Source organism: Saccharopolyspora sp. 6M, from assembly GCF_020176775.1.
Lineage (GTDB): Bacteria > Actinomycetota > Actinomycetes > Mycobacteriales > Pseudonocardiaceae > Saccharopolyspora_C > Saccharopolyspora_C gregorii.
In genome coordinates this window covers 1-20659 of the sequence record NZ_JAIUJZ010000030.1, presented here as the reverse complement: position 1 = coordinate 20659, position 20659 = coordinate 1, and the positions used below count along the sequence as shown (strand labels likewise).

Genomic DNA, 20659 nt, shown 5'->3' with positions numbered 1-20659 from the left:
GTCACAGCCGCTTGGCGAAGCACACCGAACCTGGATCGCCGCGGTACGGGCCGAACGCCGGGATGCCGGAGTAGCCCGCCGAGCGGTACAGCGCGATGGCCTCCGGCTGCCGGTTCCCGGTCTCCAGCAGGATCCGCTTGTGCCCGGCCGCCGCGGCCCGCTCCTCCAGCTCGGCCAGCAGCCGCCGCGCCAGGCCGCGGCCCCGCGCGCCGGGCGACACGTACATCCGCTTGAGCTCGACGTCGCCGTCCGCGAATTCCGACTCCGCCGGGTCGTACACCCGCCAGCCGCCGATGGCGACCGGTTCCGCCGCGAGGTAGCCGAGCAGGAACGTGCCGCGCGGGGCGCTGAACTGCCCGGAGTCGATCGGTGTCTCGTCCCGGCGCCCGTAGCGGCCCACGTACTCCTGCTGGACCTCCTCGATCAGCCGCTGCGCGTCGGGATGGTCGAACTCGGCGATCTCGATGTGCATGCGACCAGCTTAGGAGCGCTCAGCCCAGCACCTTCTCGAACCAGTGCCGGGCGTACTCGTTGTCGTTGTAGGCGGGGATCTCCGCGTAACCGGCCGAGCCGTACAGGGCGCGCGCGGCGTGCAGCTCGGCGGCGGTGTCCAGGCGCACCACTCCGCACCCCAGCTCCGCCGCGCTGCGCTCCAGCTCGGCCAGCAACGCCCGGCCCGCGCCGCGACCGCGCAGCACCGGGGAGATCCACATCCGCCGGATCTCCGCGATGCCGGGCTCCAGCACCCGCACCGCGCCGCAGCCCCGCACCGCGCCCGCCGCGTCCCGGACCAGCAGGAAGCGGCCGCGCGGCGGCGCGAAATCGCCCGGTTCCGGCGGGGCCGCCCGGCCCGGGTCGAACCCGGCGGGGAACACCTGCGCCAGCTCGGCGACGTACTGCTCCAGCGCGGCCGTGGCGTCCGCACCGGCGATCGATTCGGCGGTGATCGTGAACCGGCCGCTGTCCGGGGTCGCGTCCATCATGCGCCCAGTCTTTCCGAGCCGAAGCCTTCACCGCCAGTTACTCCGGCTTCCGATGGCTAAAGTGGAGCTTCATGGACCCGGTGAAGTTGCTGCTGCTGTTGGCGTTGCGCGAGGGCGGCAGCGTCACCCGTGCCGCCGAGCTCACCGGGCGCACCCCGCCCGCGGTGTCCCAGCAGCTCGCCCGGCTGGAGCGGGAAGCGGGCACCGCGCTCGTCGAACGCCTCCCGCACGGCGTCCGGCTCACCTCGCTCGGGGAGCAGCTCGCCGAACGCGCCGACCGGATCGCGCACGCCCTGCGCGGCGCCGAAGCGGACCGGGCGCGGCACCTGCGGCTGCACCGCACCAGGCTGCGGCTCGGAGCCTTCCCCACCGCGGGCGTGCGGCTGCTGCCCGAAGCCCTGGCCGCGCTGAACCGGCTGCACCCGGACAGCGAGCTGTCCGTCGTGGACCTCGGCCCCACCGAGGGCAACGCGCTCGTCGCCGAACGCGAACTGGACCTGGCGCTCGTCGCCTCCTACGGCGAACCGCTGCACCCGCCCGCCGGGGTGCGGCTGGTGCCGCTGCTCGACGACCCGGTGCTCGCCGTGCTGCCCGAACGCCACCCGGCCGCCACCGGTGGATCCCCGCTGGTGCTGCGGGACTTCGCCGCCGACGCGTGGGCGTGCGCGCCGCGGGAACTGCCGAACCGGCGCCAGCTCGACGACCTGGCCCGCACCGCCGGGTTCACCCCGCACGTCCCGTTCGAATCCGAGTCGTACGCCGTCGCGCAGGCCGTGGTGTCCGCCGGAGTCGCCGTCGCCTTCCTGCCGCGGCTCGCCATCGGCGACGTGCCGGGCACCGTCACCCGGGAACTCGACGAGTCCGCGCTGTTCCGGCGGGTGCACGCCGTGCTGCCCGCGCACTCCCCCACCGAGCTCGCCGAGGTGTTCCTCGGCCTGCTGCGCGACGTCTGCGCCGAACACGGCGGCACCGCGCACCCGGTGCGATGAAGGGAACCTTCCGGTCACCGGTGACAGGAAGGTTCCCTTCCTCCGGACCCGGCGCGCGAAAAAGCGCCCCCTCCGAAGAGGGGGCGCTGGACGCTGCGGGCTCAGGAAGCCCAGGGCACGGAACGCCCGGGCGGAGCGGACTCCAACCAGGACAGGAAGCCGGTGAGCGCATCCGCGCCCATCGCGACCTCGATCTCCTCGCCGCGACCGGTCAGGTGCAGCACGGTGGCCGCCTGCGGCAGCGCGTACACCTCGGACGCCGAGGGCTCGCGGCGGGTGGCGATCTCCACCTCCCGGCGGTTCACCACCCAGTTCGGGCCGGAACGCAGGCTCAGCACCCGGTACCAGGTGAACTCCTCACCGCGGTAGTGCGCGACGCCGAGGTGCCAGCCCCGCCCGCGGTCGTCGGTGCGCAGCCGCAGCGCCACGTCGATTCCGCCGGCGCGCAACTGCTGCAACCGCCGGCGCGCGGCCAGCACCACGCTCAGGGCCGCGGCCGCCAGGAGCAGCACCAGCCCGAAAACGATGATCGACCACACGCCCGCGGAGCCCATGTTCTGCGGCCCGTCAGACCGACTGCCCGGCCGCCCGAAGTCGACTCAGCGCTCTCGTGCGCGCTTCCTCGTCGTCGCTCTTGGCGTCGGCGCGGGCCTGCGCGACGTCGATCTCCTGGGCGAGTTCGGCCGACTCGGCGAGGACGCTGACGCCATCGGCGGTGACGGACAGGAATCCGCCCTGCACGGCGGCGGTGACGGTGTCGCCATCGGTCGTGGTGATCTTCACGACGCCACCCTCGACGAGCTGGCCGAGCAGCGGCTCGTGCCCCGGCAGGATGCCGATCTCGCCTTCGGTCGTCTGGGCCACGACGGTGGTCGCCTCACCGGACCACAGGCGGCGCTCGACAGCGACCAGCTGGACGGACATGTTGGCCACGCGCGTCTCCTTTGTCGGGTGTACAGCCCGCAGTCTAGCCAACGCCAGGCGGGCCCTGGTGACGGGCCGAGCAGGGCCGCGTCACATCCGGAGGGGTGCGAGCAGGGGAACCTTCCGATCACGGGTGACCGGAAGGTTCCCTTCCTCGGGGAAGGGCGAAAAAGAAGGCCGGGGCCCGTGACCGGACCCCGACCCGCTGCCGGTGGGTCTTCGCCGCGGTGGTGCACCGCGACGAAGACCGGGGCTCACTTCTCGGTGAGCTTCTTGTAGGCCTGCTCCAGGTCCTCCAGACCACCGATGGACAGGAAGGCCTGCTCCGGGTAGTGGTCGAAGTCGCCCTTGCAGAGCTTGTCGAACGCCTCGATGGTCTCCTTCACCGGCACGAAGGAGCCGTCCTGGCCGGTGAACTGCTTCGCCACGAAGAAGTTCTGGGACAGGTAGCGCTGGATGCGCCGCGCCCGCTGCACCGTCACCTTGTCCTCTTCGGACAGTTCGTCCATGCCGAGGATGGCGATGATGTCCTGCAGCTCCTTGTACTTCTGGAGGATCCGCTTGACCTCCTGGGCGACGCGGTAGTGCTCGTCGCCCACGACGGCCGGGTCCAGAATGGTGGAGCTGGAGGTCAGCGGGTCGACCGCCGGGTAGATGCCCATCTGCGAGATCGGCCGGGAAAGCTCCGTCGTCGCGTCCAGGTGGGCGAAGGTGGTCGCCGGCGCCGGGTCGGTGTAGTCGTCCGCGGGCACGTAGATCGCCTGCATCGAGGTGATCGAGTTGCCGCGGGTCGAGGTGATCCGCTCCTGCAGCTCACCCATCTCGTCGGCCAGCGTCGGCTGGTAACCCACCGCGGAAGGCATCCGGCCCAGCAGGGTGGACACCTCCTGACCCGCCTGGGTGAACCGGAAGATGTTGTCGATGAACAGCAGCACGTCCTGGTTCTGGACGTCGCGGAAGTACTCCGCCATGGTCAGCGCCGACAGGGCGACCCGCATGCGGGTGCCCGGCGGCTCGTCCATCTGCCCGAAGACGAGGGCGGTGTCGGCGAGCACGCCGGACTCCGCCATCTCGACCCAGAGGTCGTTGCCCTCACGGGTGCGCTCGCCGACGCCGGCGAACACCGAGGTGCCACCGAAGTTCTTGGCGACGCGGCGGATCATCTCCTGGATGAGCACCGTCTTGCCGACACCCGCACCGCCGAACAGGCCGATCTTGCCACCCTGCACGTACGGGGTGAGCAGGTCGATCACCTTGATACCGGTCTCCAGCACCTCGGTGCGGCCTTCGAGCTGGTCGAACGCCGGAGCCTTGCGGTGGATGGACCAGCGCTCGGCGTCCGAGGCGTAGCCCGGCTCGTCGAGGCAGTGCCCGAGGGCGTTGAACACGTGGCCCTTGACCACGTCGCCCACCGGCACCGAGATGCCCTCGCCGGAGTCGCGCACCGCGACGCCCCGGACGAGGCCCTGGGTCGGCTGCATCGACACGCAGCGCACCACGCTGTCGCCGAGGTGCTGGGCGACCTCGAGCGTCAGCGTCTTCGCCATGGCCTCGGCCGTGATGTCCACGGTGAGGGAGTTGTTGAGGTCGGGCACCTGGTCGCGCGGGAACTCGACGTCCACGACCGGGCCGAGAACCCGGACGACGCGGCCGGTGCCAGTAGCCGTGCTAGTGGCAGTCGCAGTCATGTCACTCACTTCCTGCTGACGAGAGCGCCTCGACACCACCGACGATCTCGCTGATTTCCTGGGTGATCTGGGCCTGGCGGGCCTGGTTGGCCTCACGGCTGAGGTTGCGGATCAGTTCGTCCGCGTTGTCCGTGGCCGCCTTCATCGCGGTACGACGCGCCGCGAAGACGGACGCCGCCGAGTCCAGCAGCCCGGCGAAGATCCGGGTGTTGATGTACTTCGGCAGCAGGGCGCGGAACAACGTGTCCGCGTCCGGTTCGAAGTCGTACACCGACCGCGGCTTCTTCGGCTCGTCGGAGTACTCGACCTCCAGCGGGGCGATCCGCGTGACGGTCGGCCGCTGAGTCAGCATCGAGACGAACTCGGTGTGCACCACGTGCAGCTCGTCCACGCCCAGCGTACCGTCCGGCCCGCCGTCGTCGGGGTAGTCGTCGGCGCCCGCGAGGAACGCCTTGACCAGGGTCTCCCCCACTTCGGCGGCGTCCGAGTAGGCGGGCTTCTCGGCGAAGCCGGTCCAGCTGGCCGCGACCGGGCGCTGGCGGAACCGGTAGTACGCGTCGCCCTTGCGGCCGATCACGTACAGCACCGGGGTCTTGCCCTGCTCGCGCAGCAGGCTCTGCAGCTCCTCCGCCGCGCGCAGCACGTTGGAGTTGTAGCCGCCGCACTGGCCGCCGTCACTGGTCACCACGAGCACCGCGGCCCGCTTCGGGTTGTCCCGCTCCACCAGCAGCGGGTGGTCCAGCGAGCTCGCGCCTGCCAGCTCGGACAGGGACTTGGTGATCTCGGCCGCGTACGGCCGGGATGCCTCGACCCTGGTCCGGGCCCGCATGATGCGGGAGGTGGCGATCAGTTCCTGCGCCTTGGTGATCTTCCGGATCGACTTGACCGACCGGATGCGGTCTCGCAGTTCTCGAAGATTGGCCATGGCTACCCGGTCACTTCTTCGGGGCGGGCTTGTTGACCTGGACGGTTTCCTTGCCCACCGCGTTCGCGTCCATCGCCTCGGCGTCGGCCTCCTGCGTGAGCGAGGTGCCGTCGGAGGTCGTGAACTGCTTCTTGAACTCCTCCACCGAGTCCACGATCAGCTTCTGGCCGTCGTCGGAGAGCTTCTTGCTCTCGACGATGTCCTTGAGCAGCGACTCGTGGGTCCGGCGCAGGTAGGCGAGGAATTCCGACTCGAAGCGCCGCACGTCGTTCACCGGAACGGTGTCGACGTGGCCCTTCGTCCCCAGGAACAGGGACACGACCTCTTCCTCGACGGGCAGCGGGTCGCCTGCGCCCTGCTTGAGCAGCTCCATCAGGCGGGCACCGCGGTCCAGCTGCGCCTTCGACGCGGCGTCCAGGTCCGAGGCGAAGGCGGAGAACGCCTCCAGCTCGCGGAACTGCGCCAGGTCGATCTTCAGCGAGCCGGTGACCGACTTCATCGCCTTGATCTGCGCGGAACCACCGACGCGGGACACCGAGATGCCGACGTCGATCGCGGGGCGCTGACCGGAGTTGAACAGGTCCGACTGCAGGAAGCACTGGCCGTCGGTGATCGAGATGACGTTCGTCGGGATGTAGGCCGACACGTCGTTCGCCTTGGTCTCGATGATCGGCAGACCCGTCATCGAGCCGGCGCCCATCTCGTCCGACAGCTTCGCGCAACGCTCCAGCAGGCGGGAGTGCAGGTAGAAGACGTCACCGGGGTAGGCCTCGCGGCCCGGCGGGCGGCGCAGCAGCAGCGAGATCGCGCGGTACGCCTCGGCCTGCTTGGTGAGGTCGTCGAACACGATCAGGACGTGCTTGCCCTGGTACATCCAGTGCTGGCCCAGCGCGGAACCCGCGTACGGCGCCAGCCACTTCAGACCCGGCGAGTCCGAGGCGGGGGCGGCGACGATGGTGGTGTACTCCATCGCGCCCGCGTCCTCGAGGGACTTCTTCACGCCGGCGATCGTGGAGCCCTTCTGGCCGATCGCGACGTAGATGCAGTGCACCTGCTTGGCAGGGTCACCGCTGTCCCAGTTGCCCTTCTGGTTGATGATCGTGTCGACCGCGACCGTGGTCTTGCCGGTCTTGCGGTCGCCGATCAGCAGCTGGCGCTGGCCGCGGCCGATCGGGGTCATCGAGTCGATGGCCTTGATGCCGGTCTGCATCGGCTCGGCGACGCCCTGGCGCTGCACGACCGTGGCGGCCTGCAGTTCCAGCGCGCGCTGGCTCTCGGCCTTGATCTCGCCGAGGCCGTCGATGGCCTCGCCCAGCGGGTCCACCACGCGGCCGAGGAAGCCGTCGCCGACCGGCATGGACAGCACCTTGCCGGTCCGCTTGACCTCCTGGCCCTCTTCGATGCCCGCGGACTCGCCCAGGATGACCGCGCCGATCTCCTGAGCCTCCAGGTTCATCGCCACGCCGTAGACGCCACCGGGGAACTCCAGCAGCTCTTCGGTCATCACCGAAGGCAGGCCCTCGACATGGGCGATGCCGTCACCGGTATCGGTGACGACGCCGACCTCCTCGCGGCTGACCTCCGGGGAGTAGCTGGAGACGTACTTCTCGATCGCACTGCGGATCTCGTCCGACGAGATCGTCAGCTCCGCCATGTCTCGTTCCTGCTCTCGGTTCGTTCTGGAAGGAAGTTCGTGTCCGGGCCGCGGCCCCCGCCGTCAGTCGGCGAGGTCGCGCCGGAGGGACTGCAGGCGCCCCGTGGTCGTCCCGTCGATGACCTCGTCACCGACCTTGATCAGCAGGCCGCCGCCGACCGCAGGATCCACTTCCAGGTGGACCGCGATGGGCCGCGAGTAGATCCGCTGCAACGTGGCCGCGAGCCGCTGCTGCTGCTGCTCGGTCAGTTCGACGGCGGACCGCACGTGCGCCACCGAACGCTCCCGGCGCTTCGCCGAGAGCTCCGCGAGCTCCTCCAGGCCTTCGCTGACGTGTCCGCCGTGCGGGTGCGCCACCAGCTGGCGCACCAGGGCCTGGGTGACCGGTTCGACCTTGCCGCCGAGCAGCTGGTCGACCAGCGCGGTCTTGCCGTCGGGGGCAGCGGCCGGATCGGCCAGCAGCCGCTCCAGCTCCAGTTCGGCGCCGATGATGCGGCCGAGGCGGAACAGCTCGTCCTCGACCGCGTCCAGCCGGCCCGCCCGTTCCGCCTGCACCAGCAGGGCGACCCGGGCCAGCCGCTCCAGACCTCCGACCAGGTCCTTCGCGCTCGACCAGCGGGAGCGGACGGCTTCGACCACCACGGGCAGCGCCCGGGCGCCGAGCTTGCCGGCCAGCAGCTGCTTGGCCAGTTCCTCCCTCGAACGGGGTTCGGTGGAGGCGTCCGCCAGCGCCCGGCGCAGGGTCGACTCACGACCCAGCAGGGCGGCCACGCCGAACAGTTCGTCGGCGAGGCCGGTGATCTCCGCGGCCCCGGCCCCGTCGGTGGCCTGCAACAGCTGCAGCTCGGTGGCTGCCAGCGCATCGCGGCTCGCGGCGTTCACGAGGGTGCTCAACTCTCCAGGGCCTTTCGTTCTGGGGGAACCTTCGGGGACCACATCATGTGCGTGTCCATCGCACCGGCTCCGTCAGGACCTGCTGGACCCGGACGGTGCCGACGTGGATTCCAGTTCCTCCAGGAACCGGTCCACGGTGCCGCGACGACGGGTCTCGTCCTCGAGGGACTCACCGACGATGCGACCGGCCAGATCCACGGCCTGCCGGCCGAGGTCGCCGCGCAGCTCGGCGACGATCTGCGAGCGCTGCGCGGCCAGCTGGTTCTGGCCTTGCGTGACGATGCGCTCCGACTCGGACTGCGCCTGCGCGCGCATCTCCTCGACGATCTGCTGGCCCTCGGCCCGCGCGTCGTCCCGGATCCGCGCCGCTTCGGCACGTGCCTCGGCCAGCTGCGACTTGTACTGCTCCAGCGTCCGCTGCGCCTCGGCCTGGGCCTGCTCGGCGCGGGCGATGCCGCCTTCGATCCGCTCGCTGCGCTCCGCGTAGAGCTTCTCGAAGCGCGGCACCGCGTACTTCCACAGTACGAAGAGCAGGATCAGGAAGGCGATCAGGCCGACGACGATCTCGGACGGCTCGGGGATGACGGGACTGTGCCCGCCCTCGGCCGCCAACAGCATCTGTGTCTTCACCACGACGTCTCCCAACGCTTTCCAGCCGTGAACAAGATCAGGCGGCGGAGGCGATGAAGTACACGACCAGGCCGATCAGGGCGAGCACCTCGACCAGGACGAAGGAGATCCAGGCGATGCCCTGCAGCTGGCCCTGGGCCTCCGGCTGGCGGGCGGTGCCGTTGATGACCGCGGCCCAGATCAGGCCGACGCCCACGCCCGGGCCGATGGCGCCGAGCCCGTAACCGATCGCGGCCAGACCGGGGTTGATGTTCCCAGCGGTTTCAGCGGCCTGCGCAAGAACGATGTTGCTCACTTTCACTACCTTTCAACTCGGTCCGCGCGAGTCGGCGCGGATCGGAGGTCTTGGTCTTGCTCTCAGTGCTCCTGGGCCAGCGCACTGCCGATGAAGTTCGCGGTCAGCAGCGCGAAGATGTACGCCTGGAGCACCTGGATCAGGGCTTCGACGAACGTCAAGGCAATGGAGAAGGCGAAAGCGACGATGGAGACCGGCTTCAACCCCGCACTCGCCTCCATGAGCAGGTACTCCCCGCCCAGGGTGAACACCAGCAGGATGAGGTGACCGGCGAACATCGCGGCGAACACCCGGATCGCCAGCGCGACCGGCTGAGCGATGAACTTCTGGAAGAACTCGATCGGCGACAGCAGCAGGTAGATCGGCTTCGGCACGCCCGGGGGGAACATGACGTGCTTGAAGTAGCCGAGGAATCCGTGCCTGGCGAAACCGACCGTGTGCATCACCACGTACGCGACGATGAACAGCGCGATCGGGAACCCGATGCGCGACATCGTGGGGAACTGGATCAGCGGGATGATCCCGAAGATGTTGTTCACCAGGACGAACGTGAACATCGCGAAGATCAGCGGGACGAACTTGCGGAAGTCCTTCGCCCCGATCTGCTCCCGCGCGATGTTGTTGCGGCTGAACTCGTAGAGGAACTCCGCGACGAACTGGGACTTGCCCGGTACCAGCTTCAGGTTGCGGGTCGCCATCACGAAGTACGCGCCGACGATCACCACCGACAGTGCGATCAGCACCATCGGTTTGGTTACGCCGCCGAAGATCGGCGGGAGGTCAAAAGCATCGGCACCCGGCGGTACGAACTGTCCGCCTTGGGCCAGCACCAGCGCGCCCAACTGGGCTCCTTCCGGTTCTCCCGAGGTTCACACCACCGGGGGAATCGTCATGATTTGCACGTAACGTACCCGATACGCGATCTGGCACGTTCGCCGACCCCACCCTAGTGAGCGCGAATACGTTCAGTAAGAGGTGGACGGTCGCCACACTGATGGGCGACCTGGCCGAAGCGGACAATACCAGCGGGTAACAAGTTTCGGGAAGCTACCCGCTGCAGATCAGCGACACCGTCACTGACCAGGAACGATGGTCGGAATCTTGGTCTTGCGGAAGGCAACGACCTCGGCTCCGGCCCACACCATGATGGTGGCCAGCATGGTGAGCGCCAGCGATGTCGGATGCAGCGCGTCGACCCCGCCCAGCAAGGTCATCACGATGAGTAACACCAGCATCTTGCCGACGTACCCGCCGAGCGCCACCGCCATCACGAACATCGGGTGCAACCCACCCGTCCAGCGCATCAGGAAGATCGTCAGCAGCGACGACCCGAACGCCACCGCTCCGCCCACCACCGCGCCGAACGCACCGGTCGCACCGACCAGCACCGCGGACACCACGACTCCGAGCAGCACCGTCACGGCGCCCGGCACCAGCGCGGTGCGCAGCATGGCGTCGGCCAGCTTGCGCACCGTCGCAGCGTGCGGGTTCTCCGCGGACTGCTCGGTGGACTGCTCGGTCTCGCTCATTCAGGCCCCTCGATCGGATCGCCATCGTCCGGCCATTCTCGGAATCAGCGAAATGATAGCTGCCGCCACCACGCCCAATCCGGCGACCCAGCCGACGACGGCCGCGCTGAACAGCGTCAACGACACCGCACCGAACGCGAGCACGCCCGCCCACAGGTAGATGAGCAGCACCGCGCGGCGCTGCGAGTGCCCGATCTCCAGCAATCGGTGGTGCAGGTGCATCTTGTCCGCGTGGAACGGGCTCTTGCCCGCCGCGGTCCGCCGCACCACCGCCATGATCAGGTCGAGCAGCGGGACGAACAGCACCGCGGCCAGCACCAGCAGCGGCGACAGCAGCGCCAGCAGGTCCTTGCCGCCGAAGCCCGCGTAGTCCGCCTTGCCCGACGCCGAGGTGCTCGCCGTCGCCAGCATCAAGCCGATCAGCATCGACCCCGAATCACCCATGAAGATCCGCGCCGGCTGGAAGTTGTACGGCAGGAAACCCATGCAGGCGCCGGCGATCGACGCCGCGATCAGCGCCGGCGGGTAGGCGGTCACGTCGCCGCCGTGCTGCTGGAGCAGGCTCAAGCAGAACGCGCAGGTCGCGCTGGCCGCGATCAGGCCGATGCCGGAGGCCAGCCCGTCCAGGCCGTCCACGAAGTTCATCGCGTTGATCATCGTGACGACCAGCAGCACCGTCAGCAGCTGGCCCTGGTTGCTGTTGAGCACCATCAGCTGGCCGATGTGCCCCTCGTCGCCGCCCCACGGCACCCAGAAGCCGAACCACTGCACGCCGAACAGGACCAGGATCCCCGCCGCGGTCACCTGCCCCGCGAGCTTGGTCAGCGAATCGAGTTCGAAGCGGTCGTCCAACGCGCCGACCAGCACGATCAGCCCACCGGCCACGATCGCGGCGGCGGCATCGTTGGAGAAGTCGAAACCCCGCGACAGCGCGGGCAGGTTGCTCGCCAGGAACATCGCCGCGAGCACCCCGCCGAACATCGCCACCCCGCCCATCCGCGGGATCGGCGTCAGGTGCACGTCGCGCTTGCGCGGGTAGGCGACCGCGCCCACCCGGATCGCCAGCAGCCGGACCAGACCGGTCAGCAGGAACGTCACCGCCGCCGCGGTGAGCAGAACGAGCAGGTATTCGCGGACGGGCAATCCCGCCGGCGCCCACAGAGGTGCGTTGTCCATGGCGGCTCTACCCTCGCGGGGCGCCGGCCCGCGGAAGGTCGATGTCCGGCCACCGGAACGGCGTCTTCAAGCTCGGCGCTCCTCATCGCTGTCCACGTTGCGCATCCGGGTGCTAACGCTATCGGCAAACAGCCGCGCCACGACCACCGGTCCGGATCAGCGAAGATCGTCCGTCCTGTCCGCCTCCTCCCGCTCCCGGCGAACTCCTCACCGCGGGAGCGGGACGGGCGGACAGCGGTCAGGCGAGCGGTTCGACCTCGACGCCCAGGACCTCGGTGAGCTGCTCCAGGGTGATCTCGCCCTGGCGCAGCACGCGCGGCGTCGCCTGGGTCAGGTCCACGATCGTCGAGGCGACCGGCTCCCCGGTCGGGCCGCCGTCCAGGTACACCTGCACCGAGTCACCGAGCTGGTCCTGCGCCTGCTGCGCCGTCGCGGGCGGCGGGTTGCCGGTGCGGTTCGCGCTCGACACCGCCATCGGGCCGACCTCGCGGAGCAGGTCCAGCGCCACCGGGTGCAGCGGCATCCGCAGGTTCACCGTGCCGCGGGTGTCGCCCAGGTCCCAGGCCAGTGACGGCGCCTGCGGCAGGATCAGCGACAGGCCACCCGGCCAGAACGCCTCCACCAGCGCGCGGGCCTGCTTCGACACGGACTGGACCAGGCCGTCGATCGTCGACCACGAGCCGACCAGCACCGGGACCGGCATGTCGCGGCCGCGGCCCTTCGCCGCCAGCAGCGCACCCACCGCCTCCGCATCGAAGGCGTTCGCGCCGATCCCGTACACGGTGTCGGTGGGCAGGACCACCAGGCCACCTGCTCGGACGGTGTTGGCGGCGGCGGCGAGACCGGATTCCCGGCCGTCCGGACGGTTGCAGTCATACGCGGTGCTCACGCTCCGAATCCTGGCACGCCCCGCGCGCAGCACGGCGGGTGGTGCCCGTCCGCACCGGCGCGGGCCTATCCTGCCGAGTAACACCGGCGCCCCCGCACGAGATCTGAAGGGGTGCGCCCGTCCCCGGCGGAGTCGTCGCCCCCAGCACGCTCGAACGCGGCCACGCGACGGACCCGCCCACGTCTGCTCGAACGATCGGCAGGTCCGCGTCGCCGCACCGGACTGCCGCACGCCGGTCCCGAACAAGGAGTACAGATGACCGCCCCGCCCCAGGGTGTCGAGGTCGACCACGTCGAGTTCCCTGCCGGCAAGATCCGCTACTACCGCGCGGGAGCCTCGGGGCCCGCGATCGTGCTGCTGCACGGCGGCGGTCTGGACAACGCGATGCTGAGCTGGCGGCACGCCATCCCGGTGCTCGCCGCCGACCACCGGGTCTACGTCCCCGACCTGCCCGGCCAGGGCGGCAGCCTCCCGTGGCACGGCCGCGCCAACCAGCGCACCTGCGAGGAGGTGCTGCGCTGGCTGCTCGACGCGTGGGGAGTGCGGAACACCATGATCGTCGGATTGTCGCTGGGCGGCAGCATCGCCACCGGCTTCACGCTGCGGCACCCGCGGCGGGTGCGCGGCCTCGTCCTCGTCGGCTCCGGCGGGCTCGTGGCCCGGCTCGACCGGCACCTGCTCAGCTACCTCGCCACCCGCGTCGACCTCATCGGCACCACCGGCGCGAAGCTGCTGGCGCGGCACCGCGGACTGGCCCGCCGGATGCTGGCGAAGCGGCTGTTCACCGGCGACCGTCCGGTGCCCGACCTGGAGAGCATCGTCGACGAGGTCGCCGCCGAAGCCGCGCAGCGCGACTCGGTGTTCGCCGACTGGCAGCGGGACTCGCTGGGGCGGCGCGCCATGCGCGTCAACCACGGGCCGCACCTCGACCAGCTCCGCTGCCCCGTGATGTTCATCCACGGCGAGCAGGACTCGGTGGTGCCCGTCTCCTCGTCGCGGCAGGCCGCCACCGCCATCTCCGGCGCGCAGCTGCACGTGATCCCCGGCGCCGGGCACTGGCCGAACCGGGAGAAGCCGAACGAGTTCAACGCGCTGCTGCGCGAGTTCGTGAACGCGCGGGCGTGAGGGGGAAGGGAACCTTCCGGTCATCGGTGACCGGAAGGTTCCCTTCATCGCACCCCCTCGTCAGCAGGTGGCGCGGTAGAAGTGCTGCGTCTGCTGCTCCATCGAATCCCGGGTGAGCGCGATCATGTCGGTCTTCGTCTCCCGCTCCACCGGCTCGCCCTTGATGGCGGCGATCGCCCGGTTCACGCCCTCCCGGCCGATCTCGGCGGGGTTCTGCGCGATGAGCGCCTGCACCCGCCCGCTGCGCAGGTCGTCGACCTGCTTGGGGCTGGCGTCGAAGCCGACGAGCTGCACCTGACCGGACCGCCCGGCGTTGGCGAGCGCGGTGCCCGCCCCCTCACCGGTGTTGAGATTGGTGCCGAACACGCCCACCAGGTCCGGGTTGGCGGCCAGCGTCGCGGACACGATCTGCGCGGCGGTGGCCGGTTCGTTCTCGGTGTACTGCGTGGGCAGCAGCTTCAGGTTCGGGTGCTTCGCGATCTCCTCCTCGAAGCCGCGGGCCCGCTCGTCGGTGGTGGAGGTGCCCGCCTTGGTGTTCAGCGCCAGCACCGAACCGGGCCGGTCCCCGACGAGCTCGGCGAGGGTCTGCGCGGCCAGCACGCCGCCCGCGTGGTTGTCCGAGGACAGCGAGCTCACCGCGATCGACCGGTCCTCCAGCGCGGTGTCGACCTCCACGACCTGCACGCCGTTGTCCTTCGCCTGCTGCAGCGGGGTGGCGAGCGCCTTGTCGTCGGTCGGCGCGATGATCACCGCACCGGGCCGGGAGCTGACGACGCCGTTGAGCAGCTGCGCCTGCTCGGCCTGCTCGAACTTCTCCGGGGCTTGCGCGTTGAGCTCGTACCCGGCGGCCGCGGCCGCCTCCTTCGCCGCGCACTCGATGGAGACGTAGAACGGTTCCCCGCGCATGCCGGTCAGCAGCGCCAAGTTCTTGTTGCCCGGGTCGGTGGCCGCTCCCCCGCCGTCCCCGATCTGCCCGGATCCGCAGCCCGCGAGCAGAGCGCCCGCCGCCAGCACGACCATCACCTTCGACTTGATCTTCACTTGTTCCTCCACACACCGTTGTGCTGCAAAGCGGGTCAGCGGCTGCTGCGCGCCCGGCGGCGCCGCTGGTCGAGCCAGACGGCGGCGACGAGCACGGCACCGACCGCGATCGGTTGCCAGAACGGCCGGACCCCGGCCATGACGAACCCGGCGTCGAGCACGGCGGGGATGAACACGCCGATCACGCTGCCGAGGATGGTGCCCACGCCGCCGAACAGGCTGGTCCCGCCGAGGACCACCGCGGCGATGGCGTTGAGGTTGTCGTTGCTGTGACCGCTGATCGTCGTGGTGCCGAAGTAGGCCAGCGACATGAACCCGGCGAGCCCCGCCAGCACCCCGGTCAGCGCGTACACCGCGACCAGGTGCCTGCTGACGTCGATGCCCGCGCGCCGCGCCGCCTCCGCGTTGGAACCGATCGCGTAGGTGTGCCTGCCGAACCGGGTGGTGTGCAGCGCCCAGCCGGCCAGCAGGGTGACCGCCGCGGCCAGCAGCACCAGGTTCGGCACCACCCCGAACGAGGTGCCGGTGCCGAAGGTCTCGCGCAGCGCCGCGGGCACGGTCCGCACGTCGATGCCGTTCGTGAGCAGCTGCGCGGCGCCGAGAGCCGCGCCGAACGAGCCGAGCGTGACGATCAGCGCCGGTACCTTCGCCACCGCCACCAGCAGCCCGTTGAGCACGCCCCACGCGGCACCGCCGAGCAGCGCCACCACCAGCCCGACCGCGATCACACCCCACCCGGCACCGGTGGCGTCGCCGCCGCTGACCGCCTCCATCGTCTGCGCGGACACCACCCCGGCGAACACCAGCACCGAACCGACGGACAGGTCGATGCCGGAAGTGATGATCACGAAGGTCATGCCGACGGCCAGCATCAGCAGCGGCGCCGCCTGCACCAGCAGCGTCTGCAGGTTGAACAGGGTCGGGAAGGCGTCCGGGCGCACCGCGCTGAACAGCACGCACAGCGCCACCAGCACCAGCCCGGTCCACAGCGTCGGCGAGGCGGCCAGCCGGGCGCGGAAGCCCTTCGGGGTCTCGGCGAGCTCTCCGGTGACCTCGGAGTTCGGTGTCGTCGCGGGCATCAGCTCTCGTCCTCCTGGGTCAACGCCCCGGTCATGGCGCCCACGAGCTCTTCCAAGCTCACGTCGGCGGCGCGGAAGCGGGCGACGCGGCGGCCCAGCCGCAGCACCTCCACGCGGTCGGCGACCGACCGCACCTCCGGCATGTTGTGGCTGATCAGCACCACTGAGATCCCGGTGTCGCGGACGCGGCGCACCACGTCGAGGACCCGCTCCCGCTGCACCACGCCGAGCGCGGCGGTCGGTTCGTCGAGGAACACCAGCTTGTCCGCCCAGGCCACCGAGCGGGCCACCGCGACGCTCTGCCGCTGGCCGCCGGAGAGCGCGCCGATCGGCACGTCCAGGTCCGGCAGCGAGACGCCGAACGTGGCGAACTGCTCGGCGGCGCGGCTGCGCATGGCCTTCTTGTCCAGCATCCCGAGCTTGCCGAGCAGGCCGGGGCGGCGGATCTCCCGCCCCAGGTACAGGTTCGCCGCCGGATCGAGGTCGGGAGCCACCGCCAGGTCCTGGTAGGCCGTCTCCACCCCGTGCGCGCGGGCGGCGACCGGCGAGTCCAGCTCCACCGGTTCGCCGGAGATCAGGACCTGCCCGGACTCCGGGCGCTCCACACCGGACAGGCACTTGACCAAGGTGGACTTCCCGGCGCCGTTGTCGCCGATGAGCGCGACCACCTCGCCGGGGTGGACGGTGAACGAGGCGCCGCGCAGCGCTTCCACGCCGCCGTACCTCTTGGTGAGTTCGCGTGCTTCCAGCAGCGGTTCGGACATCAGACCTTCCCGGGTTCGAGGGGGTGGTTCCGGTTCACGCCGACACCTCGCCGGATCCGCGCGCCAGCAGCCGCGTCGGCAGCACCAGCCGCCGCGGCGGGGCGGTGTCGCCGCCGAGCCGCGCGTACACCGCCCGCGCCGCCGAAGCGCCCAGCTCCCGCACGTCGTAGGTGATCACCGTGATCGGCGGGTCCAGCAGATCCGCCAGTTCGAAGTCGTCGAAGCCGACCAGCGCCGGGCGCGCCACCCGGCCCGCCAGCGCCCGCAGCGCGTGCACCGTGATCCGGTTGTTCCCCGTGACCAGCGCGGTGGCCGCGCGCAGCGGCCCGGCCAGCGCGTCCGCCACCGACTCCGCGGTGTGCGGCCCCATCCGCACCAGCTCGGCGTCGAACGGGACACCGGCCTGCGCGCAGCCCTCGCGGAACCCGCGGAGCCGCTCCGCCGCGGTGCTGATGCCCGGCGCGTCCCCGAGGAACGCGATGCGCCGGTGCCCGTGCTCGGCGAGGTGCCGTGCGGCCAGCGCGGTGCCGCCCACGTTGTCGACCAGCACCGTGTCCGCTTCCACCCCGCCCGCCGGCCGGTCCACGAACACCACCGGGGTGCCGGTGCCGACCTCCCGCGCCAGGTAGCCGTGCCGGTCCCCCGCGGGCACCACCAGCAGGCCGTCGACCCGGCGGGACAGGAATTCCAGCACCAATTCCCGCTCCCGCGCCGGATCCTCGCCGGAAGAACCGGTCAGCACCTGGGCGCCCTGCGCGCTCACGACCTCTTCCACGGCGCGCGTCAACATCGAGTAGAACGGATTCGCCACGTCCTCCAGGACGAGGCCCACGATTCCGGTCTCGGCACCACGCCGCAGATTTCGCGCCCCCAGGTTGCGGCGGAAACCGAGCTGGTCGATCGCGACGAGAACGCGGGACGCCGTGCCCGGATGCACCCCGCGCTCCCCGTTGACCACCCGAGACACCGTTTTGATGCTCACCCCGGCGAGGCGCGCCACATCGTTCATCGTGGCGCGCCGAACATTCCCGGAATCAGACAACGTTGTCATGATCTGGCGGATTCCACCGGGCCGGGCCAGCGGTGTCAATGCTCGACCGCACCGCTGCATACCGACGGGCGCAGAAATGCGGCCGAACGGCGCAGCGGAACCGCGGAAATCATTCGTCCGCGATCGGCCCCGCACTTTTCCGAATCAAGATCGAAACCAGCGGAATCCACCGGGAGGACAAGGTTGTCACAATTCCGTTTCGGGATCGATCACGACGCGACGCCCGTCACCGGTGGCCGTGTGACCGCGCGCACCCGGCACACTCGAAGACGTCGAGCGCCGACCGGCGGCGCCGCGCGGAAAGGCTGGTTCACGGTGTTGCGCACCTACGCGGGGTGGTTCCGCCTCGTCGCGATCGCCGAAGCGTGCTCGTGGGCGGGGCTGCTGATCGCGATGGCGTTCAAGTACGGCCTCGGCATGCCGACGGGCGTCACCGTCCTCGGCTGGGTCCACGGGCTCGTGTTCACCGGCTACGTCGTGACCTGCCTCGTGGTGTTCAGCCCGCTGCGCTGGTCGTTCCCCGTCCTGGTTGCCTCGCTGGTGTCGTCCATCCCGCCGCTGGCCTCCGTCGCCTTCGAACGCTGGGCGAACCGGCGCGGACTGCTGACGTGGCGCGACTCGGCGGAACCGACGTTCTGGGGGCGGGTCGCCCACGTCCTGCGCACCCTCAACTGATCATGCGATGAAGGGAACCTTCCGGTCACCGGTGGCAGGAAGGTTCCCTTCATCGCACCGGGACGCGCGGGGCCGCCGCGATGATCGAGAGGTACCGGCGGGTGCGCCTCAGAAGTCCCCGGCCGCGTGGCGGACCCTGCCGAGCAGTTCGGTGAGCTGCTGGGTCTGCCGCTCGGTCACCCCACCCAGGCCGAACTCGATCTCGGTGACCGATTCGGTGGCGCGCTTCATCAGGTCCCGCCCGCCGTCGGTGATCTCCACCAGGGTGGTGCGCCGGTCCGTGGGGTGCGGCACCCGGCGCACCAGCTCGTCGTGCTCCAACCGGTCCACGATGTTGGTGACGCTGGTCGGGTGCAGCTGGAGGCGGTCGCCCATCACGCGCATCGGCAGGCTGCCGCGCCGGGAGAAGGTGAGCAGCACGAGCGCCTCGTAGCGGGCGAACGTCAGGTTGTGCGGCCGCAGCGCGGTGTCCACTGCGGACTGGAGGATCTGCTGGACCCGCATCACGCTGGTGACCGCGGCCATCGTCGTCGACGGTCCGATCCGCTCCGACCACAGCTCGGCCGCTCGTGCGATGGGATCGAAGGGCAGCGGACTACGAGCGCTCATGCCCCGACGCTAGCAGCGGGCGTCGCGGAGACGAATGACCATTCGCCCGCCGATGCGCGAGGTCCCGGCCGGATCGCGCATGATCGTGCTGAATCTGCCCGAACAGCGCAGGAGGAAGAGCGAATGCTGGTGGCGTTCAGCGTGGCCCCGTCCGGTTCCGGCGAGGACGGCGGCGTGAGCGAGGCGGTCGCGGCGGCGGTGCGGGTGGTGCGCGAATCGGGCCTGCCGCACGAGACGACCTCGATGTTCACCACGATCGAAGGTGACTGGGACGAGGTGATGGACGTGGTGAAGCGGGCGACCGAAGCGGTGTCGTCGCGCTCGCCGCGCACCAGCCTGGTGCTCAAGGCCGACATCCGGCCCGGGCACACCGGGCAGCTGCAGGAGAAGGTGCGCCGCGTCGAAGAGCACCTGTCGGCCGGGGAATGAACGAACCGGCCGGGGAGTCCTCGCGGACTCCCCGGCCGGTCGTGTTCGCACTGGGTCGATCAGCCCTTGATGGAGGGGTGGTCGACGACCGGCGCGTTGGTGCAGTCGCTGGTCTGCGGCGACAGGACCGGCACCACGACGCCGATGGCGGCACCGACGTTGTTGCCGCAGGCCTGCACCGGCACCGCGCTGATGTTGTTGTCGTCGACCAGGTTCACACCTTCGTTGCCGGCGGTGTCGGCGAAGGCGGTCGAGCCGAGGGACACCATGCCGAGGGCTGCGATGCCGGCAGCGCCGGCGACGCGGGTTGCAATACGCACGTTCTGAAACCTCTCCTAGAACTTCGGGCAGGGAGCTCGGTCCCGGCTCTTTCCCGGGGCTCCCCTCGCACCGATCGAGACAAGATCCCGACCAGGCACAGTGGCTCCTTCGGCGACCACCCCGGGAAAACCTGAGGGGAATCCACGTAACCTCAGCCTTTCGAGTGGTCATCAACACTCGTTCAGGTTGATCTCTCAGGTAGAGCTAGCGGACCGTCACCGGCCGTGCGGCGCAGCTCCCGGCCCCGCCGGACAACCCTTGCCCACGCACCGCGCGCGAGGCGCCGCGTGTCAGGATGGAGAGGTGACGAGGCCCGATCCACGCCAGAACGCAGCCATGCCCGCCGCGATGGCGGGCGCAGTCGACCTGTCCGCGCTGAAGACCAAAGCGGACAACGCCTCCCGGCAGCCCGCCGCGGGCGGCCCCGCCGAGCACACCTCGGCCCCCGGGACCCCGACGGTCATCGACGTCACCGAATCGACCTTCCAGGCCGAAGTCGTGGACCGCTCCATGCAGGTCCCCGTCGTCGTCGACCTGTGGGCCGAGTGGTGCGGCCCCTGCAAGCAGCTCTCCCCCGTGCTCGAACGCCTCGCGGCCGAAGGCGGCGGCAGCTGGGTGCTGGCGAAGGTCGACGTGGACGCCGACCCGCGGATCGCGCAGCTGTTCCAGGTCCAGTCCATCCCCACCGTGATCGCGATCGCGGGCGGCCAGCCCGTCGAAGCCTTCGCCGGCGCGCAGCCCGAACCGCAGATCCGGCAGTGGATCACCCAGCTGCTCGACGCGCTGCGCGAACAGCTCCCCGGCATCAGCGCCGCCGAGCAGGGCGCAGCCGATCCCGGTGAGCAGGAAGAACCGGAAGACCCCCGGTTCACCGCCGCCGAAGACGCGCTGGAGAACGGTGACTTCGCCGCCGCCGAAGCGGCCTACCAGCGGATCCTCGACGCCGAACCCGCCAACGAGCAGGCCAAGGCCGCGCTCGCCCAGGTCCG

25 protein-coding genes are annotated in these 20659 nt (G+C 70.3%); 5 read left to right on the top strand and 20 right to left on the bottom strand.

Annotated features, from left to right (window positions below):
- Window position 1: 1 nt before the first annotated feature.
- Window positions 2–472 (bottom strand): GNAT family N-acetyltransferase, encoded by a 471-nt coding sequence (locus tag LCD31_RS05615; protein WP_224956413.1) that lies wholly within the window; start codon window positions 470–472, stop codon window positions 2–4.
- A 19-nt stretch (window positions 473–491) separates the two neighbouring features.
- A complete protein-coding gene (locus LCD31_RS05610; RefSeq protein ID WP_224956412.1) occupies window positions 492–983 on the bottom strand; it encodes a GNAT family N-acetyltransferase in 492 nt (163 codons plus the stop codon).
- Between the two features lie 71 nt (window positions 984–1054).
- Here LCD31_RS05610 and LCD31_RS05605 point away from each other — a divergent pair, with 71 nt between their 5' ends.
- Window positions 1055–1972, top strand: a complete 918-nt coding sequence (locus LCD31_RS05605; protein WP_224956411.1) for a LysR family transcriptional regulator — start codon at window positions 1055–1057, stop codon at window positions 1970–1972.
- Between the two features lie 101 nt (window positions 1973–2073).
- Here LCD31_RS05605 and LCD31_RS05600 read toward each other — a convergent pair whose 3' ends face one another.
- The 12 genes from LCD31_RS05600 to LCD31_RS05545 all read right to left on the bottom strand — a co-directional run bounded on the left by LCD31_RS05600 (window position 2074) and on the right by LCD31_RS05545 (window position 12576).
- On the bottom strand, window positions 2074–2526 hold the full coding sequence (locus tag LCD31_RS05600; protein ID WP_224956410.1) for a DUF2550 domain-containing protein: 453 nt from the start codon (window positions 2524–2526) through the stop codon (window positions 2074–2076).
- A gap of 13 nt (window positions 2527–2539) precedes the next feature.
- Window positions 2540–2905 carry a F0F1 ATP synthase subunit epsilon gene (locus LCD31_RS05595; protein ID WP_224956409.1) on the bottom strand — a complete coding sequence of 122 codons (366 nt, stop codon included), beginning with the start codon at window positions 2903–2905 and terminating at the stop codon, window positions 2540–2542.
- Window positions 2906–3150: 245 nt separating this feature from the next.
- Window positions 3151–4584: a F0F1 ATP synthase subunit beta gene (gene atpD / locus LCD31_RS05590; protein WP_224956408.1), complete on the bottom strand. Its 1434-nt coding sequence runs from the start codon at window positions 4582–4584 to the stop codon at window positions 3151–3153.
- 1 nt (window position 4585) lies between these two features.
- Window positions 4586–5509 carry a F0F1 ATP synthase subunit gamma gene (locus LCD31_RS05585; protein WP_224956406.1) on the bottom strand — a complete coding sequence of 308 codons (924 nt, stop codon included), beginning with the start codon at window positions 5507–5509 and terminating at the stop codon, window positions 4586–4588.
- A 10-nt stretch (window positions 5510–5519) separates the two neighbouring features.
- The gene (gene atpA, locus LCD31_RS05580) at window positions 5520–7163 is read right to left on the bottom strand and encodes a F0F1 ATP synthase subunit alpha (protein WP_224956403.1); all 1644 of its coding nucleotides are present in this window, start codon (window positions 7161–7163) and stop codon (window positions 5520–5522) included.
- 63 nt (window positions 7164–7226) lie between these two features.
- Window positions 7227–8057, bottom strand: a complete 831-nt coding sequence (locus tag LCD31_RS05575) for a F0F1 ATP synthase subunit delta (RefSeq protein WP_224956401.1) — start codon at window positions 8055–8057, stop codon at window positions 7227–7229.
- 72 nt (window positions 8058–8129) lie between these two features.
- On the bottom strand, window positions 8130–8687 hold the full coding sequence (locus tag LCD31_RS05570; protein ID WP_224956477.1) for a F0F1 ATP synthase subunit B: 558 nt from the start codon (window positions 8685–8687) through the stop codon (window positions 8130–8132).
- 37 nt (window positions 8688–8724) lie between these two features.
- A complete protein-coding gene (locus LCD31_RS05565; RefSeq protein WP_308011215.1) occupies window positions 8725–8982 on the bottom strand; it encodes an ATP F0F1 synthase subunit C in 258 nt (85 codons plus the stop codon).
- Window positions 8983–9044: 62 nt separating this feature from the next.
- Window positions 9045–9824 carry a F0F1 ATP synthase subunit A gene (gene atpB, locus LCD31_RS05560; RefSeq protein WP_224956399.1) on the bottom strand — a complete coding sequence of 260 codons (780 nt, stop codon included), beginning with the start codon at window positions 9822–9824 and terminating at the stop codon, window positions 9045–9047.
- A 231-nt stretch (window positions 9825–10055) separates the two neighbouring features.
- Window positions 10056–10511, bottom strand: a complete 456-nt coding sequence (locus LCD31_RS05555; RefSeq protein WP_224956396.1) for a hypothetical protein — start codon at window positions 10509–10511, stop codon at window positions 10056–10058.
- Entirely contained in the window at window positions 10512–11687 is a 1176-nt protein-coding gene (locus LCD31_RS05550) for a glycosyltransferase family 4 protein (RefSeq protein WP_224956394.1), read from the bottom strand. It lies immediately after the preceding gene.
- Window positions 11688–11925: 238 nt separating this feature from the next.
- Window positions 11926–12576 (bottom strand): L-threonylcarbamoyladenylate synthase, encoded by a 651-nt coding sequence (locus tag LCD31_RS05545; RefSeq protein ID WP_224956392.1) that lies wholly within the window; start codon window positions 12574–12576, stop codon window positions 11926–11928.
- Between the two features lie 255 nt (window positions 12577–12831).
- Here LCD31_RS05545 and LCD31_RS05540 point away from each other — a divergent pair, with 255 nt between their 5' ends.
- Window positions 12832–13701 carry an alpha/beta fold hydrolase gene (locus tag LCD31_RS05540; protein WP_224956390.1) on the top strand — a complete coding sequence of 290 codons (870 nt, stop codon included), beginning with the start codon at window positions 12832–12834 and terminating at the stop codon, window positions 13699–13701.
- Between the two features lie 60 nt (window positions 13702–13761).
- Here the strand turns inward: LCD31_RS05540 and LCD31_RS05535 are convergent, their stop codons facing one another.
- Genes LCD31_RS05535 through LCD31_RS05520 form a run of 4 tightly spaced genes read right to left on the bottom strand, consistent with a single transcriptional unit; the run spans window position 13762 to window position 17594 of the window.
- Entirely contained in the window at window positions 13762–14721 is a 960-nt protein-coding gene (locus LCD31_RS05535) for an ABC transporter substrate-binding protein (protein ID WP_224956474.1), read from the bottom strand.
- A gap of 56 nt (window positions 14722–14777) precedes the next feature.
- Window positions 14778–15821, bottom strand: coding sequence for an ABC transporter permease (locus LCD31_RS05530; protein WP_224956389.1), 1044 nt, complete (start codon window positions 15819–15821; stop codon window positions 14778–14780).
- Entirely contained in the window at window positions 15821–16585 is a 765-nt protein-coding gene (locus LCD31_RS05525) for an ATP-binding cassette domain-containing protein (protein ID WP_224956388.1), read from the bottom strand. The genes LCD31_RS05530 and LCD31_RS05525 overlap by 1 nt, the downstream gene beginning before the upstream one ends.
- 34 nt (window positions 16586–16619) lie before the next feature.
- On the bottom strand, window positions 16620–17594 hold the full coding sequence (locus LCD31_RS05520) for a LacI family DNA-binding transcriptional regulator (RefSeq protein ID WP_224956387.1): 975 nt from the start codon (window positions 17592–17594) through the stop codon (window positions 16620–16622).
- Between the two features lie 357 nt (window positions 17595–17951).
- Between LCD31_RS05520 and LCD31_RS05515 the strand changes: the two genes are divergently transcribed.
- A complete protein-coding gene (locus LCD31_RS05515) occupies window positions 17952–18311 on the top strand; it encodes a DUF3817 domain-containing protein (RefSeq protein ID WP_224956386.1) in 360 nt (119 codons plus the stop codon).
- A 108-nt stretch (window positions 18312–18419) separates the two neighbouring features.
- On the opposite strand, the gene LCD31_RS05510 is transcribed toward LCD31_RS05515, so the two are convergent.
- Window positions 18420–18920 (bottom strand): MarR family winged helix-turn-helix transcriptional regulator, encoded by a 501-nt coding sequence (locus tag LCD31_RS05510; RefSeq protein WP_224956385.1) that lies wholly within the window; start codon window positions 18918–18920, stop codon window positions 18420–18422.
- A 123-nt stretch (window positions 18921–19043) separates the two neighbouring features.
- Between LCD31_RS05510 and LCD31_RS05505 the strand changes: the two genes are divergently transcribed.
- Window positions 19044–19349 carry an MTH1187 family thiamine-binding protein gene (locus tag LCD31_RS05505; protein WP_224956384.1) on the top strand — a complete coding sequence of 102 codons (306 nt, stop codon included), beginning with the start codon at window positions 19044–19046 and terminating at the stop codon, window positions 19347–19349.
- Between the two features lie 59 nt (window positions 19350–19408).
- Here LCD31_RS05505 and LCD31_RS05500 read toward each other — a convergent pair whose 3' ends face one another.
- A complete protein-coding gene (locus tag LCD31_RS05500; protein WP_224956382.1) occupies window positions 19409–19669 on the bottom strand; it encodes a hypothetical protein in 261 nt (86 codons plus the stop codon).
- A 349-nt stretch (window positions 19670–20018) separates the two neighbouring features.
- Between LCD31_RS05500 and trxA the strand changes: the two genes are divergently transcribed.
- A partial coding sequence (trxA, locus tag LCD31_RS05495; protein WP_224956472.1) for a thioredoxin occupies window positions 20019–20659 on the top strand: 641 nt, incomplete at its 3' end.

Excerpts from the sequence above, each read along its gene's own strand:
- LCD31_RS05615 (WP_224956413.1), bottom strand. The coding sequence starts at position 472 with ATGCACATCGAGATCGCCGAGTTCGACCATCCCGACGCGCAGCGGCTG.
- LCD31_RS05610 (WP_224956412.1), bottom strand. The coding sequence starts at position 983 with ATGATGGACGCGACCCCGGACAGCGGCCGGTTCACGATCACCGCCGAA.
- LCD31_RS05605 (WP_224956411.1), top strand. The coding sequence starts at position 1,055 with ATGGACCCGGTGAAGTTGCTGCTGCTGTTGGCGTTGCGCGAGGGCGGC.
- LCD31_RS05600 (WP_224956410.1), bottom strand. The coding sequence starts at position 2,526 with ATGGGCTCCGCGGGCGTGTGGTCGATCATCGTTTTCGGGCTGGTGCTG.
- atpD (WP_224956408.1), bottom strand. The coding sequence starts at position 4,584 with ATGACTGCGACTGCCACTAGCACGGCTACTGGCACCGGCCGCGTCGTC.
- LCD31_RS05585 (WP_224956406.1), bottom strand. The coding sequence starts at position 5,509 with ATGGCCAATCTTCGAGAACTGCGAGACCGCATCCGGTCGGTCAAGTCG.
- atpA (WP_224956403.1), bottom strand. The coding sequence starts at position 7,163 with ATGGCGGAGCTGACGATCTCGTCGGACGAGATCCGCAGTGCGATCGAG.
- LCD31_RS05555 (WP_224956396.1), bottom strand. The coding sequence starts at position 10,511 with ATGAGCGAGACCGAGCAGTCCACCGAGCAGTCCGCGGAGAACCCGCAC.
- LCD31_RS05550 (WP_224956394.1), bottom strand. The coding sequence starts at position 11,687 with ATGGACAACGCACCTCTGTGGGCGCCGGCGGGATTGCCCGTCCGCGAA.
- LCD31_RS05540 (WP_224956390.1), top strand. The coding sequence starts at position 12,832 with ATGACCGCCCCGCCCCAGGGTGTCGAGGTCGACCACGTCGAGTTCCCT.
- LCD31_RS05535 (WP_224956474.1), bottom strand. The coding sequence starts at position 14,721 with ATGGTCGTGCTGGCGGCGGGCGCTCTGCTCGCGGGCTGCGGATCCGGG.
- LCD31_RS05530 (WP_224956389.1), bottom strand. The coding sequence starts at position 15,821 with ATGCCCGCGACGACACCGAACTCCGAGGTCACCGGAGAGCTCGCCGAG.
- LCD31_RS05525 (WP_224956388.1), bottom strand. The coding sequence starts at position 16,585 with ATGTCCGAACCGCTGCTGGAAGCACGCGAACTCACCAAGAGGTACGGC.
- LCD31_RS05520 (WP_224956387.1), bottom strand. The coding sequence starts at position 17,594 with ATGAACGATGTGGCGCGCCTCGCCGGGGTGAGCATCAAAACGGTGTCT.
- LCD31_RS05510 (WP_224956385.1), bottom strand. The coding sequence starts at position 18,920 with ATGAGCGCTCGTAGTCCGCTGCCCTTCGATCCCATCGCACGAGCGGCC.
- LCD31_RS05505 (WP_224956384.1), top strand. The coding sequence starts at position 19,044 with ATGCTGGTGGCGTTCAGCGTGGCCCCGTCCGGTTCCGGCGAGGACGGC.